This window comes from Streptomyces sp. NPDC000151 (assembly GCF_040301705.1).
Classification (GTDB): domain Bacteria; phylum Actinomycetota; class Actinomycetes; order Streptomycetales; family Streptomycetaceae; genus Streptomyces.
In genome coordinates this window covers 1-16584 of the sequence record NZ_JBEPFC010000019.1, presented here as the reverse complement: position 1 = coordinate 16584, position 16584 = coordinate 1, and the positions used below count along the sequence as shown (strand labels likewise).

Genomic DNA, 16584 nt, shown 5'->3' with positions numbered 1-16584 from the left:
TGCGGCGGCCCGCGGGCACCAATGCCTTCACCTGCCTTCCGGGGCTGCTACTTCTTGACGCCGACGTTGAGGTAGTCGTACTGACCGCTGAAGGCCGAGGTGGACACCAGGTTCGTGGCCTCCGGCGAGCGGTACATCAGCACCTTGAAGTAGGTCAGCGGCACGATCACCGCCTGCTCCATCGTCTTCTTGTCGATCTCGGCGTACGCCTTCTCGCGCGCGGCCTGGTCGGTGTTGGCGATGGCGGTGTCGAGCAGCTTGTTGATCGCCGGGTCGTCCAGCTCGGAGAGGTTGGTGTTGCCGGACTGGCTGATCGCCTTGCCGTTCAGGATCTGCTGCAGGTAGCCGTAGCCCGTCGGGAAGTCCGAGCCCCACTGCATCATGATCAGACCGACGTTGTTCTTCTTGTTGAACTTCGGCACGCCCGCGTAGTCCGAGAAGTACTTGCTCGTCGGGTACTGCTGGATCTTGGCGTTGATGCCGATCTTCTTCAGCGAGTCGATGACGGTGGTGGCCGCGTCGACCTCGTCCTGGCGGTCCGAGCGGGCGAGGATGGTGGTGTCGGTCTTGCCGGCCCCGCACTCGCTCCACTTCTTCTTCGCCTCGGTCAGGTCCAGCTTGTCCTTGGCGTCGTACTTCTGCGGGTACAGGTCGAACTTCTGGTACCCGGGGATGTCGGTCGGCAGGACGGTGGAGGCGATGTCACCGCGGATCGGGCCGCCGAGCGAGGTCTGCACGGCGCGCTTGTCGATCGCGTACTGCACGGCCTGGCGGCAGGCCAGCTTGTCGAACGGCTTCACCTTGGAGTTGATCGCCGTGTAGACGAGCCGCTGGCCGAGCGCGTTGTCCGTGCTCGCCTTCAGCTTCGGGTCGGTCAGCAGCTGGGCCTGGGTCTGGCCGTCCACGCCGCGCCCGGCGAGGTCGATCTGGGTGTTGCCGGACTGCAGGTCCTTGTCGATGGTCGACTGGGCGACCTTCATCTTCAGGACGATCTTGTCCGGGAGCTGCTTGCGCAGCGGGTCGGTCTTGGCGGACCACTGCGGGTTGCGCACCAGGACGAGCTGCTTGCCCTCCTGGTAGCTCTGGAACTTGTACGAGCCCGTGGAGACGACGCTCTTGGTGTAGTCGGCGCCCTTGTCCTTGGCCTGCGGGACCGGCGCGGTCTGCGGCGCGGACACCAGGTAGTCGAACTCCGCGAACGCCTTCTTCAGATGGAAGACGATCGTGTGGTCGTCCGGCGTCTCGATGGACTTCAGCCCGGCCTTGGACTTGTCCTTGTACGGACCCTTGTACTTGTCCTTGTTCTCCACGAACTGCTGGAAGTAGTTCGGGCCGAGCGAGAGGGTGTCGCGCGCGAAGTTGGAGCGCTCCACCGCGTACTTCACGTCCTGCGAGGTGACGGGCTTGCCGTCCTCGTACTTCACGCCCTTGCGGAGCTTGTACGTCCAGGTCTTGCCGCCGTCGGTGGGCTTGCCCATCGACTCGGCGAGGTCGGGCACCAGCTCGTTGCCCTTCTCGCCGGGGGCCGGCTTGAAGGTGGTGAGCGGACGCGCGTAGAGACGGCTGAAGTTGTAGATGAAGGCGTAATAGGTGTTGCCCGGGTCGAAGGACTCGGGGGCGTCGCTGATCGCGTAGTTGACCGTCCCGCCCTTCGCGTCCGAGGCGTTGACGACGCCCTTCGTCGCGGCGTTCGCCGCGGACGACCCGCCGCTTGCGTCCTTGCCGCCACTGCAGCCGGCCAGCAAAAGGCCCGCACTGGATATGGCCGCGATCGCCGCGACCGGAACTGACCTTCGCATGATGCTCGGTTTCCCCTTCGTTCGTCGGAAACTTCGGTGGAACTGCCGGACCTCCCGGCGCTGCCGGAGGTGTGTCAGCGGCTGCGCGGGTCCAGCGCGTCCCTCAGGCCGTCACCGAGCAGGTTGAACGCGAGTACGGTGACGAAGATCGCGAGGCCGGGGACGAGCATGTACTGCGGGTCGACCTCGTAGTACTTGACCGCCTGGTTCAGCATTCCGCCCCAGGAGGACTGGGGAGGCTGGATACCGACGCCGAGGAAGCTGAGCGCCGCCTCGAAGAGGATGTTCGAGGGGATCAGCAGCGTGGAGTACACGACGATGGGCCCCACCAGGTTCGGCAGCAGCTCCCGGAAGAGGATGAACGGGCCGCGTGCGCCCATCCCCCGGGCCGCGTCGACGAATTCGCGCTCCCGCAGCGACAGCGTCTGGGCCCGCACGATGCGGCCCATGTACGGCCAGTTGAAGAAGCCGATCACGAAGATCAGGACCGAGATGTGCAGCGGCAGGCCCTCCAGGCCGAAGGCGCCGCCCTGCAGCGAGGCGGAGATGGCGATGGCGAAGAGCAGCAGCGGGAACGCCAGGAAGACGTCCATCATCCGGCTGATCACCGCGTCCACCCGGCCGCGGTAGTAGCCCGCCACCACGCCGAGGACCGTGCCGATCGCCACCGACAGCAGCGTCGCGCCGAACGCCACGATCAGCGAGACCCAGGAGCCCTCCAGGACCCGCGCGAGCAGGTCGCGGCCGAACTTGGGGTCCACGCCGAGCGGGTGGCTCCCGCTCATGCCGCCGAAGTCGCCGAGCGGCAGGGTGGTGTTGGGGTCGATCAGCGACTGATTCGGCTCGTTCGGGTCCAGGCCGAGGAGTGACTGCAGGGGCCGGGAGAGCGCCGCGATCACGATGAGGAGGATGACAACGATGGCACCGGCCACCGCGACCTTGTCGCGCTTGAAGCGCAGCCAGGCGATCTGGCCGAGCGAGCGGCCCTCGATCCGCTTGCTCGGCACGCCTTCCAGCACCGCTTCCGGCTGCGCCTCGGCAGCCGCGCCGGTGGTCTCGATCGGTGCGGTCACGTGCCTTAGACCCCTCTCGGCCGCGCTCTGGCCGGCCCATGTCCGCCGCGTCGGCGGCTCGGTTCACATCACTGGTGTGCGCGCCGGCGGACGGTCCGGAGGTCTTGCAGCTCAGCGTTTTTCGGATGTCCGCGCGACAGCGGTCGTTGCCCGTCGCACACAGGGTCCAGACCCTGCTGCGGGAGTCTTCATCCGAGTCGCGATCAGTCACCAGCCCTGCCGGGGAAAGGATGCGCAACTGTGATGTGCTCCACGGCATTCCGTTATACGGACATCCGGGACGGCTGAGCGGTTCGTACACCCTCCCGGAGGTGACCTCAACGACGGTACACAGGAGGGCAATTCGGCACGCGACGGCGCGCGGGGCGACGGCGCTTTCGCGCCGCGGTGAAGGGCGCGGGTGACCTCAGTAAGGGCGGGGGTAGCCGTAGCCGTACGAGGCGGCCGGGGCGGCGGCGGGGTCCTGTGCCCCGCGGTCGAAGAAGGGGCGGGCGTAGGCACGCATCCACATGCCGACCGGGTCGTATTCGTCGTCCATCGCCACCGTCGAGACGGGCAGTCCCTCCGGAACCGCGCCGATGGACTGCTGCATCATCAGCCGTACGGACTCCACGGCGGCCGGCCCCGTGTCGTACAGCTCCAGGCCGATCGCCAGGTACGGGACGCCGAGCGCGGGCTGCACCCAGGCGCGGCGCAGCGAGCGGACGGCGGGGGTGCGGTGCGCGTTCTGCCCGAGGAGGGCGTAGAACTGCGGGATCTCCACGGCCGGTTCGGTGATCCGCAGCGGCCCGGCGGGCAGCCGGTCCAGGCCGCCGGCGATCCGGCGCAGGTCCAGCCAGGGGATGCCGACGCCGCCGCCCGGCGCGTGCGGGTTCAGCCACAGGCCCCAGCGGTCGGGGTAGAGCGCGGCGGCGATCTCCGGCCCGGAGACCACTTCGTGGGCGCGGCTCCAGCCGCTGGCCGCGAGCTCCGCCGGGGAGGTCACGCACGGGGCGTAGCCGAGCCCGTCGACCTCCATGTTGCCGTACTGCGCATCGGGGGCCCCGGCGCCGCCCTGCCACAGCAGCATCCACACCTGGCCCCCGGCCAGCGCCTGCAGCAGCGCCTCGTAGGCGTCGTAGCGGCCGGGCGAGACCTGCTGCAGCACCTGCTCGACCTGGCCGCCCGCCGCTCCCTGATGCGCACCCGCGCTCACGTGTCCCCGTCCCTTCTCTCGGCAGGCACGTGGGGGCGCCCGCCCGGTCATTGCACCAGCTTAGAGCCTGTGTCATGCCCCCGGTCGGATCAGCGAACGTCGTCTGGTGCGTGCGATCGCAAGGCGCCGGAGCGTCCTCGTAGCGGAGCTACTAGGGCGTTTCGGCAACGCCGCGAGCGTGCGTGCCAGGCGGCGGGCGCCCGGCCGGGGGCATGACACAGGCTCTCAGGGCGGGTCCGGCGCCCGGCCGGTGCCGGGCGCGCGCGTTCCGCCCCGGTCCGGGCCGCCGGTCCGTCTCCGTACGGCCGCGGCGCTACACCAGGTCCTGGGCGTAGAACGGCCGGACCCGCTCCCGCATCCAGTCCACGACCGGGTCCTGCGCGATGTCCAGCATGACCAGCTGGACCGGCCAGGGCACCGGTACGGCGCCGAGCGCCCGGCCCAGGGCGGCGAGCGCCCCGTCCCGCTGCGCCTGGTCCTGGATCGCGGCCGCCGGGTCGGCGACCTGCACGCCGACGAAGAGTGTGGGCGCGTCGCCCTCGATGTTCGCCAGGCAGCGGCGGGCGGTGGTGACGTACGGGACGCCGGAGAACTCCAGGCCCGCCGCGGCGAGGAAGTCCACCGGCTCGTCCTGCCAGTCCGGCTCGTACAGCCGCACCCGGCCGCCGGAGGGCAGGCCCTCGCGCGGCACGTCACCGCGGCACAGCTCGGCCACGGCGGGCGGCGGCAGCGGCACGCCGACCGTGCCGTCCGGGTTCACCGCGATGCCGATCTTCGGCGGCAGGCCGCGGGCGAACTCGCGGGCCGGCGCGACCGTGCACGGCATGTGCGCCCCGACGACCCGCAGGAACTCCTGCTCCGAGCTGAAGACGGGGACGTACGCCAGGCCGTCGGGGAGCTCCACCGTGGGCAGGTCCAGGCCGGGCCGGCCGAAGCCGGCGCTCTCGGGGCCGCCGCCCTTGGGCAGCGGCACCCATACCCGGCTGCGGCCGAGCACCTCGACGATCCGGGCGCCGGCATGGGGGTGGCCGACCGACGCGGCGAGCACCTCTTCCAGCTCGTTGGCCGGCCAGGCCAACTGCGGAATGCTCTGGTCGGTCATGCCCTGCCCAGGGATGCTCTGCTCCGGAATGTCCATGGTCACCACCCGCTTCGTACCGCGCTGCCTGGTCGGAAACCCTAGCGTCCGACCGGCCGTTTTCTCTCGGCCGTCTCACACGCGAGCTCTCTCGGCTGTCGTACACCCGAGCGCGGAACGGGCGGGTCCCGTCAGCCGAAGGTCGTCCGCTCCAGCGCGTCCGCGGCCCGCCGGTCCAGCAGCACCGTCGCCGTGAACCCCTTCGGGAGCCGGGCCGACCGGGCCCTGGCCAGCAGCCGCCGGACCGCGCGCCGGTGCCGCGCGAAGGCGTAACCGGACACGCCGCGGCCCCTGGCCCGCTGCCCGGACAGGGCCACCTCCGGCGCCACGTCGAGCAGCAGCAGATGCAGCTCGCGGCCGTCCCGCCGGGCGGTGCGCGCGATCCAGCGGCGCACCCAGGCGAGCGTGCCGCAGTCGTGCACGACCACGCTGCCGCCGGAGCGCAGCGCCTGCCGCAGGCCGTAGTAGTGCGCGACCCGCACCAGCGGCCTGACCAGGCCGTACGGCAGCGCGCCGAGCCGGCCGGCCGCCCAGCGCTCCCGTACGTCCTGGGAGTCGATGCGGTGGACGGGCGCGCCGGCCCGGTCCAGCGCGGGCACCACGCGCTGCATGAGGGTGCTCTTGCCGCTGCCCGGCAGGCCCGAGACCACCACCAGGCCGCGGGCGGGGAAGTCCAGCGCGCGGACGGCCCGGTCCCCCTCCGTTCCGCGCAGATCCGTCACGGGGGCGCCGCGGCCGGGGCGCACCACCGCCTTGGGCGCGCGTGCCCGGCGCGGCACCGCGCCGCGCGCGACCCCCGACGTCGTCGCGTATGCGGCTTGCCTCTGCACCGTGATCGCCCTCCCCGTCCCGTTCCCCGGATCCCCCGTCGAAGCCTGCGCGTGCACCGTGGTGCAGTCCCAGGCGCTTACCCGCAGAGTGTCAAGAAAAGGTAATGAGCTTCAAGCGGAGGGCAGGTCATGGCGGGTTCTCCGGGGCGTGCGGGCCGGGGCTCGGCTATCCGGCGCTCCCGTGCAATGATGTGCGCGCCACGTGCACCGTGACCGCACACCGGCGCCCAACTGCATACCGGCCGCTTGAATCCGCGCGGGAGAGTTCCCGCCAAGCCACGGCGGGGCGCCGAAGGAGCAAGTACTCCCTTGAATCTCTCAGGCCCCTGTACTGCGCGGACGAGGCAGATCTGAAAAGCGGGCCGCCCGGGTGCGGCCCCACCCAAGGTGCAAGCCGAAGCCCCCGACGGGGGCTGTCGGTGAACCTCTCAGGTTCCGATGACAGATGGGGAGACGTCCGATACGTCCCTGTCGTCCATCCCGGGAGCCCGCTGCCATGCCTGAACCCCGCCAGACCGCGCTCGATGCCACGCATCGCGCCCTCGGCGCGACCATGACCGACTTCGCCGGCTGGGACATGCCGCTGCGTTACGGCAGCGAGCGCGACGAGCACGTCGCCGTCCGCACCCGCGCCGGCCTCTTCGACCTCTCCCACATGGGCGAGATCACCGTCACCGGCCCGCAGGCGGCCGACCTCCTCGACTACGCGCTGGTCGGCAACATCGGCAAGGTCGCGGTGGGCCGCGCCCGGTACACGATGATCTGCCAGGAGGACGGCGGCATCCTGGACGACCTGATCGTCTACCGGCTGGCCGACCGGGAGTACATGGTCGTGGCCAACGCCTCCAACGCGCAGGTCGTGCTGGACGCGCTCACCCGGCGGCAGGCCGGCTTCGACGCCGCCGTGCGGGACGACCGCGACGCGTACGCGCTGCTCGCCGTCCAGGGCCCGGAGTCCGCGGGCATCCTGAAGTCGCTCACCGACGCCGACCTGGACGGTCTCAAGTACTACGCCGGTCTGCCGGGCACCGTCGCGGGCGTCTCCGCGCTGATCGCCCGCACCGGCTACACCGGCGAGGACGGCTTCGAGCTGTTCGTCCGGCCCGCCGACGCGGTCGCGCTGTGGGAGGCGCTGACCGAGGCGGGCAAGGACGCCGGGCTGGTCCCCTGCGGCCTGTCCTGCCGCGACACGCTGCGCCTGGAGGCGGGCATGCCGCTGTACGGGAACGAGCTGTCCACCTCCCTGACGCCGTTCGACGCGGGCCTGGGCCGCGTCGTGAAGTTCGAGAAGGCCGGGAACGAGGGCCGCTTCGTGGGCCGGGACGCGCTGGCGGCGGCCGCCGAGCGCGCCGAGCAGAACCCGCCGCGCAAGCTGGTCGGGCTGATCGCCGAGGGCCGCCGCGTGCCGCGCGCGGGCTACCCGGTCGTGGACGCCGAGGGCACCGCCATCGGCACCGTCACCTCCGGCGCCCCCTCCCCCACCCTCGGCAAGCCGGTCGCGATGGCGTACGTGGACGCGGCGCACGCCGAGCCGGGCACGAAGGGCGTCGCCGTGGACATCCGCGGCAAGCACGAGCCGTACGAGGTCGTCGCGCTGCCCTTCTACAAGCGGGAGAAGTGACCGCACGGCCCACCGAGGCCAGGAGAATCGGCCGCGCGGCACCCGTACGGCCGGTAGAAGTGACGCGTTCGCGTCTCACCTGTCAAGACCCTCTGCACGACCATTCCCCCGCATCCAGGAGAATCGAACCATGAGCAACCCCCAGCAGCTCCGGTACAGCAAGGAGCACGAGTGGCTGTCGGCCGCCGTGGACGGCGTCTCGACGGTCGGCATCACCGAGCACGCGGCCAACGCGCTCGGCGATGTCGTCTACGCCCAGCTCCCCGAGGTCGGCGACACCGTCACCGCGGGTGAGTCCTGCGGCGAGCTGGAGTCGACCAAGTCCGTCAGCGATCTCTACTCCCCGGTCGACGGTGAGGTCACGGAGATCAACGAGGACGTGGCGAACGACCCGTCGCTGGTGAATTCCGCCCCCTTCGAGGGCGGCTGGCTGTTCAAGGTGAAGCTGAGCGGCGAGCCGGAGGACCTGCTCTCCGCCGACGAGTACACCGCTTTCACCGCAGGCTGACCCACGCCCGCCCGCCGTACGGAAAGGGGCCCCGCCGCCCCTCTCCGTGTCTCCCACCCAGGAAGACTCATGTCGCTTCTCAACAGCTCCCTCCATGAGCTCGACCCCGACGTCGCCGCCGCTGTCGACGCCGAACTCCACCGTCAGCAGTCCACCCTCGAAATGATCGCGTCGGAGAACTTCGCTCCGGTCGCCGTCATGGAGGCGCAGGGCTCGGTCCTCACCAACAAGTACGCCGAGGGCTACCCCGGCCGCCGCTACTACGGCGGCTGCGAGCACGTCGATGTCGCCGAGCAGATCGCCATCGACCGGGTCAAGGAACTGTTCGGCGCCGAGTACGCCAACGTGCAGCCCCACTCCGGCGCCTCCGCCAACCAGGCCGCGCTGTTCGCACTGGCCAAGCCCGGCGACACCATCCTCGGTCTGGACCTGGCGCACGGCGGCCACCTGACCCACGGGATGCGGCTGAACTTCTCCGGCAAGCAGTTCAACGTGGTCGCGTACCACGTGGACGCCACGACCGGTCTGGTCGACATGGCCGAGCTGGAGCGGCTCGCCAAGGAGCACCGCCCGAAGGTGATCATCGCGGGCTGGTCGGCGTACCCGCGGCAGCTGGACTTCGCGGAGTTCCGCCGGATCGCCGACGAGGTCGAGGCCGCTCTGTGGGTCGACATGGCGCACTTCGCGGGTCTGGTCGCGGCCGGTCTGCACCCGAACCCGGTTCCGTACGCGGACGTCGTCACCTCCACCACCCACAAGACGCTGGGCGGCCCGCGCGGCGGCATCATCCTCGCCAAGAAGGACTTCGCGAAGAAGCTCAACTCGTCCGTCTTCCCGGGCTTCCAGGGCGGCCCCCTGGAGCACGTGATCGCGGCGAAGGCGGTCTCCTTCAAGGTCGCCGCCTCGGAGGACTTCAAGGAGCGCCAGAGCCGCACGGTCGAGGGCGCCAAGATCCTCGCCGAGCGCCTGGTACAGGGCGACGTCACCGAGCACGGCGTCTCCGTCCTGTCCGGCGGCACCGACGTGCACCTGGTCCTGGTCGACCTGCGCGACAGCGAGCTGGACGGCCAGCAGGCCGAGGACCGCCTCCACGAGGTCGGCATCACGGTCAACCGCAACGCCGTCCCGAACGACCCGCGGCCCCCGATGGTCACCTCGGGCCTGCGGATCGGCACCCCGGCCCTGGCCACCCGCGGCTTCCAGGCCGAGGACTTCCGCGAGGTCGCCGACATCATCGCCGAGACGCTGAAGCCCGACTTCGACGCCGCGGCGCTGAAGGCCCGGGTCACCGCCCTCGCCGACAAGCACCCGCTGTACCCCGCGCTGGGCAAGTAACGCCATCCGGCGGTCGTACGGGCTTCACGGGCCCGGGGCATCCTGTCCCCGGGCCCGTGGCCTGTGCGCCTCGCCACAGGAAGTGACCGCCCCGTAGGCCCCCTCGGTCGCGTTAGGCTCGACAGTCGGCGAAGAAACGTCCCATCTACGCCGTTAACAGCCTGCTCCCGCGGCGCGTGCCCCGCGGCACGTATCCCGCTCCCTCGCCCACCCTGAGCAGACAAAGGAGTCCGCCACCGTGGCCATCTCCGTCTTCGATCTTTTCTCCATCGGCATCGGCCCGTCCTCCTCCCATACGGTCGGCCCGATGCGCGCGGCACGGATGTTCGTGGGCCGCCTCAAGAAGGACGGCCTCCTCGCGCAGACCACGTCCGTACGGGCCGAGCTGTTCGGCTCGCTCGGCGCCACCGGGCACGGCCACGGCACCCCCAAGGCCGTGCTGCTGGGCCTGGAGGGCCACTCGCCGCGCACCGTCGACGTCGAGAAGGCCGACGCGATGGTGGAGCGCATCCGCACGACGAAGCGGCTGCGGCTGCTGGACGCCGAGATAGGCGATGTGCACGAGATCGACTTCGACGAGTCGACCGAGCTGATCCTGCACCGCCGCCGCTCGCTGCCGTACCACGCCAACGGCATGACCCTCTTCGCGTACGACGCGCACGGCGCCCCGCTGCTGGAGAAGACGTACTACTCGGTGGGCGGCGGCTTCGTCGTGGACGAGGACGCGGTCGGCGCCGACCGCATCGTGCTCGACGACACCGTGCTGAAGTACCCCTTCCGCACCGGCGACGAGCTGCTGCGGCTCGCCCGGGAGACCGGCCTGTCGATCTCCGCGCTGATGCTGGAGAACGAGAAGGCGTGGCGCACGGAGGAGGAGATCCGCGCCGGGCTGCTGGAGATCTGGCACGTCATGCAGGCGTGCGTCAGCCGCGGCACCAGCCGCGAGGGCATCCTGCCCGGCGGCCTGAAGGTGCGCCGGCGCGCCGCGAACGCGGCCCGCGCGCTGCGCTCCGAGGGCGACCCGCAGGCCCGCGCCATGGAGTGGGTCACGCTCTACGCGATGGCCGTCAACGAGGAGAACGCGGCGGGCGGCCGGGTCGTGACCGCGCCCACCAACGGCGCGGCCGGCATCATCCCCGCCGTCCTGCACTACTACATGAACTTCGTGCCCGGCGCGGACGAGGAGGGCGTGGTCCGCTTCCTGCTGGCCGCGGGCGCCATCGGCATGCTCTTCAAGGAGAACGCCTCCATCTCCGGCGCCGAGGTCGGCTGCCAGGGCGAGGTCGGCTCGGCCTGCTCGATGGCGGCGGGCGGCCTGGCGGAGGTACTGGGCGGCTCCCCGGAGCAGGTGGAGAACGCCGCGGAGATCGGCATGGAGCACAACCTCGGGCTGACCTGCGACCCGGTCGGCGGCCTGGTGCAGATCCCGTGCATCGAGCGCAACGGCATGGCCTCGGCCAAGGCGGTCACCGCGGCACGCATGGCGCTGCGCGGCGACGGCCGGCACCACGTCTCCCTCGACAAGGTCATCAAGACCATGAAGGAGACCGGCGCCGACATGAGCGTGAAGTACAAGGAGACGGCACGCGGCGGACTGGCGGTCAACATCATCGAGTGCTGAGCGGTACCGGCCTGCCCGGTGAGCGGCACGCGGCCCGTCGCCCTCCTCGAAACCACATGTGACTCAGGTCACGGAATGCCCTGGGGAGTTCGGGGCAGGCGACGGTGGTGATTCTCGTAATGCTGATTGCGCTGGCGTCGCTGGGCGCGCTGGTGGCGCGCTACGCGCCCCGCCCCCCGGCCTGACCTTCTGCCCCCATGACGGGTCCGACCCTTGCGGGTCGGACCCGTTGCCGTTTTTTGCTTGCGCGCCCGCCCGTACCCCGTCACCGTATTACCCGCGGGAACTCCCGCACGCCTGGCGGCGTTTGACGATCGACGGCACTTGTCACGCAGCGTGCACAGCCGTCGTGCACGGGGGACGTTGAGGGGGACAGCGAGCACGGCCAATACGGCAGGAAGACCTTTGAGACCTTGCGTCAGCGGGCATGTCCATGAAGGACTCGCAGTGACGCTTGGTGATCGCACGGTTGCGGGAGGATTGCAATGCTGCACGGCGTCGACGTCAGCTCGTACCAGCCCACGTACTCCACCAAGGGCTTGGACTTCGTCTTCATCAAGGCCACCGAGGGCCGCTCCTACATCAACCCCCACCAGAGCTCCCAGGCGTCGCGGGCCCGCGAGGCGGGCTGCGTGGTCGGCTTCTACCACTTCCTGTGGCCGGGGAACATCGCGGCGCAGGCCCGGTACTTCGTCGACAAGTGCGCGTCCAGACTGGGCGACGTGCTGATAGTGGACTGGGAGCGCACCAGCGCCGGGACGTACGCGAGCAACGCACAGAAGGACCAGTTCATCCGCGAGGTGAAGGCCCTGCGCCCGGACCGCCACCGGGTGCTCCTGTACTGCAACCGCGACTTCTGGCTCAACCACGACACCACGTCCTACGCGGGCGACGGCCTGTGGATAGCGGACTACGTCAGCGCGGGCCACCCGCGCATCAAGGCCAGGTGGCGCTTCCACCAGTACACCGACAGCCCGATCGACAAGAACGTCGGCCAGTTCTCCAGCAAGGCCGCTCTCAAGGAGTGGGCGAACGCCGAATAGAGTTTCCTCGTACGTACGCGCCTGTGTGCCGGTGCCGCCCGCCCCTCCGCGGGCCCCGGCGCCACAGCGAGACCACGAGGAGCCACCGTGACCGACCCGGCGTCCATGAGCCTGCAGCAGGAGATCGCCAGGGATCTCCAGGTGTCCGCGTCCTTCGACGCGCACGAGGAGATCGAGCGCCGGGTGGCCTTCCTCACCGAGCGGCTGACCGGCACGGGGCTGCGCTCCCTGGTGCTCGGCATCAGCGGCGGCGTGGACTCCACCACCGCGGGCCGGCTCTGCCAGCTCGCGGTGGAGCGGGCCCGGGCGACGGGGCACGACGCGACGTTCTACGCCATGCGGCTGCCCTACGGCGTCCAGGCCGACGAGCACGACGCGCAGCTCGCGCTCTCCTTCATCAAGGCCGACCAGCTGCTCACGGTCGACGTGAAGCCGGCCAGCGACGCCGCGCTGCAAGCCGTACTGGAGGGCGGGGCGGCCTTCCGCGACGCCCACCACCAGGACTTCGTGCAGGGCAACATCAAGGCCCGGCAGCGCATGATCGCCCAGTACGCGGTGGCCGGCGCCCGGGAGGGCCTGGTCGTGGGCACCGACCACGCCGCCGAGGCGGTGTCCGGCTTCTTCACCAAGTTCGGCGACGGCGCCGCCGACCTGGTGCCGCTGACCGGCCTGACCAAGCGCCGGGTGCGCGCGGTGGCCGAGGCCCTCGGCGCCCCCGCCGAGCTGGTCTGGAAGACCCCGACCGCCGACCTGGAGACGCTGGACCCGGGCAAGGCGGACGAGGACGCGCTCGGCGTCACGTACGACGACATCGACGACTTCCTGGAGGGCAAGCCGGTCAGCGAGCAGACGTACGAGACGATCGTGCGCCGCTATCGCCTGACGGCCCACAAGCGCGAACTGCCGATCGCGCCCTGAGGCGGCGCGGGGGCCCGGCCGGCCGCCGGGCCCCTGCCCGGGCGCTCCCCGTCCGGCACGGAAAATGTCATGCCCCCGCAAGAGGGTCTTCCGCCACGGGACGGTGAATCGTGGCCGCCGACGGGCATGCATCGGGCCATGGGATGCCACCAAGTGCGATCGGAAGATCAACTGTCAGTGGGTGCGCCTACGCTCCGGAGCATGAGTCACGCAGACCTGCGCGAACTCCAGACCGCGCTCACCCTCGCCGCCGACCTCGCCTCGGGCCTGCAGACGGCCCCCAGCCGACGGGACGCCGACCAACTGGTCGACGTCCTGCGGCGCGCCCTGACCGCCGCCGGATCGCTCGGCTCCGACGACGGGCCGACCGGCAGCCCGACCGGCTGCGCCGCGCATCCGCACGGCGCGGTGGACCCGCTGTACGGCGACCCCGAAGACCCGCTGCCGCCGGGGTACGGCAAGTGCCTGCTGTGCAACGACCGCCGACGCCGGGCGGACGCCCACCCGCACCCACCCCTGCGCCGCACGGCCTGACGGCCCGCGCGCCTCAGCCTCGCATCCCCAGGTCGTACAGGAGCTGGTAGCGGCTGGGGGCGACGGGCAGGAAGGCGTGCAGTCCCGTCTGGAGGAAGACGGCCACCGCGCTCACCGCGATGACCACTCCGGCGAGCAGCAGCGCGGCCTGCCCCGCCGTGCGGTGCAGGCCCTGCGTGGGGATCCGCCGCGCCGTGGTGAGGTGCGAGGTGACCAGCACGGCGGCGATCGCGAGCACGGACGCCTGGAAGAACAGCCACGCCCAGACGCCGGCCGGCAGCCCTTGGACCGCGTCACCGTACGCCCCGCTGCCGTACGCCGCGCCGCCGTGGGGCCCGCCGCCGTGCGCCCGGCCGCCGAGCAGGAGGTACGGCAGCGCCTGCCAACCCGCCGCCAGCGAACCGGCCGTGCAGCCGACCAGCGCGAGCCCCCACCCCATGAGGTAGTCCCGGCGCGGCACCGCGCCGCGCAGCCCCTGCCGGACGATGTGCGCGGCGCCCAGCAGCGCCAGCACCATGAACATCCGCTGTACGACGCAGAGCGGGCACGGCGCTTCCCCGGCGACGAACTGGAGGTACAGCCCGGCGCAGAGCACCGCGGTCCAGCCGGTCACGAAGAGGCAGGCGAACCAGTACTGCGCGCGGGCGATGATTCCCGGCGGCCCGGGATCCAGTGCGGGAATCGCCGGCGTACTCATCGGCGTGGTCATCCGCCCGGTCAGCAGTGCACTCATGACAAAGAAAACTCCGGTCCAGTCGTCGGTCCAGCCGTTTCCGGTCCGCCGGCGGGAACGGACCGGCGGGGCGCGGCGCGATTCATTGCGCCCCGGCGGGACGCGGCGCGGTTCATTGCGCGAGACCGAGCGCGAGAATTCCGCTGACATGATGCGCCATCAGCCACACGACGGCGGCGAACATCGCCGACCACACCGCGACCACCGCCAGCCGGCTCCGCTGGCCCACGATGCACAGGAGCGTGGCGAAGAGACCGGCGAAGAGGAGGGCGTCCATGGCACGGCAACGTAGCGGCCGGCCGGCGCCATCCCGCGTACGCCACGGAAGGTCACCGGCCGCCGCCCCGGATATGAGCCGAATGGCCCTACGCGTCCCCCATGGGTGGGATCAGTCCTTCGTCTGCTTTTCCGGACGCAGCGCGATCCGGCCGAGCACCGCCGCGACCACGAGCGCGGCCGCCGCGATCAGTACGGAATCCGGCACGGCGGCGGCGACGCCGGACACCCATTCCTCCAGCCGGAATTCGGATTCGGTGTCCAGAATTCCGGGCAGCGCACTCGTGCCGTTGAACGCCAGGAAAAGAATTCCGATGCCGATGAAGAACAGCCCGGAGATCAGCGAAGTGGTGTGCAGGCGCAGCGGCCCGACGCCGAATTCGCGGCCGCGCAGCCAGCCGCGCCGCCCGAGCTGAAAACGGTCCCAGAGCAGGGCCAGGACGAACAGCGGCAGCGCCATCCCCAGCGCGTACACCGCGAGCATCGACGCGCCGTACACGGGCGAGCCGCTGACCGCCGTGACCGTGAGCACGGCGCCCAGGATCGGCCCGGCGCAGAAGCCCGCGAGGCCGTAGACGCAGCCCAGGAGGAAGGTCGAGACGGCGGAGCGGGGGGTGATCCGGGCGGCGGCGGACTGCGCACGGCGGGACGCGAAGCCCAGCCCCAGGATCTGCAGCACGCCCATCGCGATCACCACCCAGCCGCCGACGGCGATGAGCAGGTCGCGGTGGCCGTTGAAGAGCCGGCTCGCGGCGGTGCTGGCGGCGCCGAGCGGCACCAGCGTGACCGACAGGCCCAGGTAGAACACGCCGGTACGGGCCAGCAGCCGGCCGGGCGTGGCGAGCGAGTACGCGAAGAAGGCCGGCAGCAGCAGCGCGCTGCACGGGCTGAGCAGGGCGAGGGCGCCGCCCAGGAAGGCGGCGAGGTAGCCGATGTCGGTCACTTGCCGCCCCCGCTCTTCCCCGCCCCGCTCTTCCCCACCCGGTCGGCGGCCTCGTCGATGGCCTGGGTGAAGGTGGCGGTGGGCTGGGCGCCGGCGATCGGCGCCCCGTTGACCAGGAACGACGGCGTGGACTGCACGCCGAGCTGGTAGCCCTCCTGCTGGTCGCGGTCCAGCGCGGCCGCCGACGCGTCGCTCTTCATGTCGCGCCGGAAGCGGTCGATGTCCTTCACGCCGCTGTCCCGCGCCAGCTCGACCAACTTGCCCTCGGCGAGCGCCGAGCCCTTGCGGCTCTTGGCGTACAGCGCGTCGTGCAGCTCCCAGAACCTGCCCTGCTGCCCGGCGGCCCAGGACGCCCGGGCCGCCCGCTCGGAGTCCTCGCCGTAGAGGGTGAAGTTGCGGAACTCGATGCGCAGGACGCCCTCGTCCACGTACTTCTCGATCAGTTCGGGCTGGGTCTCGCGGGCGAAGCGGCCGCAGAAGCCGCACTGGTAATCGGCGTACTCGACGAGCACGACCGGCGCGTCGGTGCGGCCGATCGCCAGTGCGTCGCCCTTCTCCCGGCGCGAGGTCTGCTTCGCGAGGTCGTCGTACATCTTCTGGCGGCCGCCGGGGTCCTCGGTCTCGACGGACGCGGCGGGTCCGGGCTCGGCGGCCCGGTGGCTGCCGCCGCCCTCGACGGCCGTGCCGACGGCGATGCCCAGGGCGACGAGGCCGACGATGAGGGCGAGGATCGCGCCGACGGCCGCGAGGCGGCGGCCCGGTGAAGCGGTTGCGGACATGGGTGTGCTCCTGACGTACGGATGCGGATACCGGGGTTGCTGCCGGAGAGCGACGACCGGTCCAACGGACGGACCGGATCGCGCGGCGGCGCTATATCCGCAGTACGGGCAGGAGGGCGCAGGGATCGGTGGCGGGCGCCGGGCCGGTGGGCGGCCGGGCGAGCGCGCAGCACGCGGGGTCGTGGGAGAGGTACGGGACCGGGGTGACCGCGGGCGCCGCGAGCGGTTCGCCGCGGTG

Annotated in this window: 16 protein-coding genes and 1 riboswitch; of the genes, 7 read left to right on the top strand and 9 right to left on the bottom strand. The window is 71.2% G+C overall.

What is annotated here, in order from left to right; all coding sequences use genetic code 11:
* Positions 1 to 47: 47 nt before the first annotated feature.
* From ABT381_RS08885 to ABT381_RS08865, 5 genes are all read right to left on the bottom strand, one after another.
* On the bottom strand, positions 48 to 1799 hold the full coding sequence (locus ABT381_RS08885; protein ID WP_351589936.1) for an ABC transporter substrate-binding protein: 1752 nt from the start codon (positions 1797 to 1799) through the stop codon (positions 48 to 50).
* A 74-nt stretch (positions 1800 to 1873) separates the two neighbouring features.
* On the bottom strand, positions 1874 to 2872 hold the full coding sequence (locus ABT381_RS08880) for an ABC transporter permease (protein WP_351589933.1): 999 nt from the start codon (positions 2870 to 2872) through the stop codon (positions 1874 to 1876).
* A 406-nt stretch (positions 2873 to 3278) separates the two neighbouring features.
* Positions 3279 to 4067, bottom strand: a complete 789-nt coding sequence (locus tag ABT381_RS08875) for an enhanced serine sensitivity protein SseB C-terminal domain-containing protein (RefSeq protein WP_351589930.1) — start codon at positions 4065 to 4067, stop codon at positions 3279 to 3281.
* A gap of 313 nt (positions 4068 to 4380) precedes the next feature.
* Positions 4381 to 5205, bottom strand: a complete 825-nt coding sequence (locus tag ABT381_RS08870; RefSeq protein WP_467754815.1) for an enhanced serine sensitivity protein SseB — start codon at positions 5203 to 5205, stop codon at positions 4381 to 4383.
* Between the two features lie 131 nt (positions 5206 to 5336).
* The gene (locus ABT381_RS08865) at positions 5337 to 6041 is read right to left on the bottom strand and encodes an AAA family ATPase (RefSeq protein ID WP_351590061.1); all 705 of its coding nucleotides are present in this window, start codon (positions 6039 to 6041) and stop codon (positions 5337 to 5339) included.
* Between the two features lie 241 nt (positions 6042 to 6282).
* A riboswitch (glycine riboswitch) is annotated at positions 6283 to 6379 on the top strand.
* A gap of 152 nt (positions 6380 to 6531) precedes the next feature.
* Between ABT381_RS08865 and gcvT the strand changes: the two genes are divergently transcribed.
* From gcvT to ABT381_RS08830, 7 genes are all read left to right on the top strand, one after another.
* Positions 6532 to 7656 (top strand): glycine cleavage system aminomethyltransferase GcvT, encoded by a 1125-nt coding sequence (gene gcvT / locus ABT381_RS08860; protein ID WP_351589928.1) that lies wholly within the window; start codon positions 6532 to 6534, stop codon positions 7654 to 7656.
* Positions 7657 to 7786: 130 nt separating this feature from the next.
* Positions 7787 to 8164, top strand: a complete 378-nt coding sequence (gene gcvH / locus ABT381_RS08855) for a glycine cleavage system protein GcvH (RefSeq protein WP_351589925.1) — start codon at positions 7787 to 7789, stop codon at positions 8162 to 8164.
* A gap of 69 nt (positions 8165 to 8233) precedes the next feature.
* Positions 8234 to 9499, top strand: coding sequence for a serine hydroxymethyltransferase (gene glyA / locus ABT381_RS08850; RefSeq protein ID WP_351589922.1), 1266 nt, complete (start codon positions 8234 to 8236; stop codon positions 9497 to 9499).
* 238 nt (positions 9500 to 9737) lie between these two features.
* Positions 9738 to 11120 (top strand): L-serine ammonia-lyase, encoded by a 1383-nt coding sequence (locus ABT381_RS08845; protein WP_351589919.1) that lies wholly within the window; start codon positions 9738 to 9740, stop codon positions 11118 to 11120.
* Positions 11121 to 11605: 485 nt separating this feature from the next.
* Positions 11606 to 12163: a GH25 family lysozyme gene (locus ABT381_RS08840; RefSeq protein ID WP_351589916.1), complete on the top strand. Its 558-nt coding sequence runs from the start codon at positions 11606 to 11608 to the stop codon at positions 12161 to 12163.
* 87 nt (positions 12164 to 12250) lie between these two features.
* Entirely contained in the window at positions 12251 to 13081 is an 831-nt protein-coding gene (gene nadE, locus ABT381_RS08835) for an NAD(+) synthase (protein WP_351589913.1), read from the top strand.
* A gap of 201 nt (positions 13082 to 13282) precedes the next feature.
* Entirely contained in the window at positions 13283 to 13615 is a 333-nt protein-coding gene (locus ABT381_RS08830; protein ID WP_351589910.1) for a hypothetical protein, read from the top strand.
* 13 nt (positions 13616 to 13628) lie between these two features.
* Here the strand turns inward: ABT381_RS08830 and ABT381_RS08825 are convergent, their stop codons facing one another.
* The 4 genes from ABT381_RS08825 to ABT381_RS08810 all read right to left on the bottom strand — a co-directional run bounded on the left by ABT381_RS08825 (position 13629) and on the right by ABT381_RS08810 (position 16346).
* Positions 13629 to 14348 carry a disulfide bond formation protein B gene (locus ABT381_RS08825; protein ID WP_351589907.1) on the bottom strand — a complete coding sequence of 240 codons (720 nt, stop codon included), beginning with the start codon at positions 14346 to 14348 and terminating at the stop codon, positions 13629 to 13631.
* A gap of 112 nt (positions 14349 to 14460) precedes the next feature.
* The gene (locus ABT381_RS08820) at positions 14461 to 14625 is read right to left on the bottom strand and encodes a DUF5993 family protein (RefSeq protein ID WP_351589904.1); all 165 of its coding nucleotides are present in this window, start codon (positions 14623 to 14625) and stop codon (positions 14461 to 14463) included.
* A gap of 111 nt (positions 14626 to 14736) precedes the next feature.
* On the bottom strand, positions 14737 to 15567 hold the full coding sequence (locus tag ABT381_RS08815; RefSeq protein WP_351589901.1) for a cytochrome c biogenesis CcdA family protein: 831 nt from the start codon (positions 15565 to 15567) through the stop codon (positions 14737 to 14739).
* Positions 15564 to 16346 (bottom strand): DsbA family protein, encoded by a 783-nt coding sequence (locus ABT381_RS08810; RefSeq protein WP_351589898.1) that lies wholly within the window; start codon positions 16344 to 16346, stop codon positions 15564 to 15566. Before ABT381_RS08810 ends, ABT381_RS08815 begins: the two co-directional genes overlap by 4 nt.
* Between the last annotated feature and the right edge of the window lie 238 nt (positions 16347 to 16584).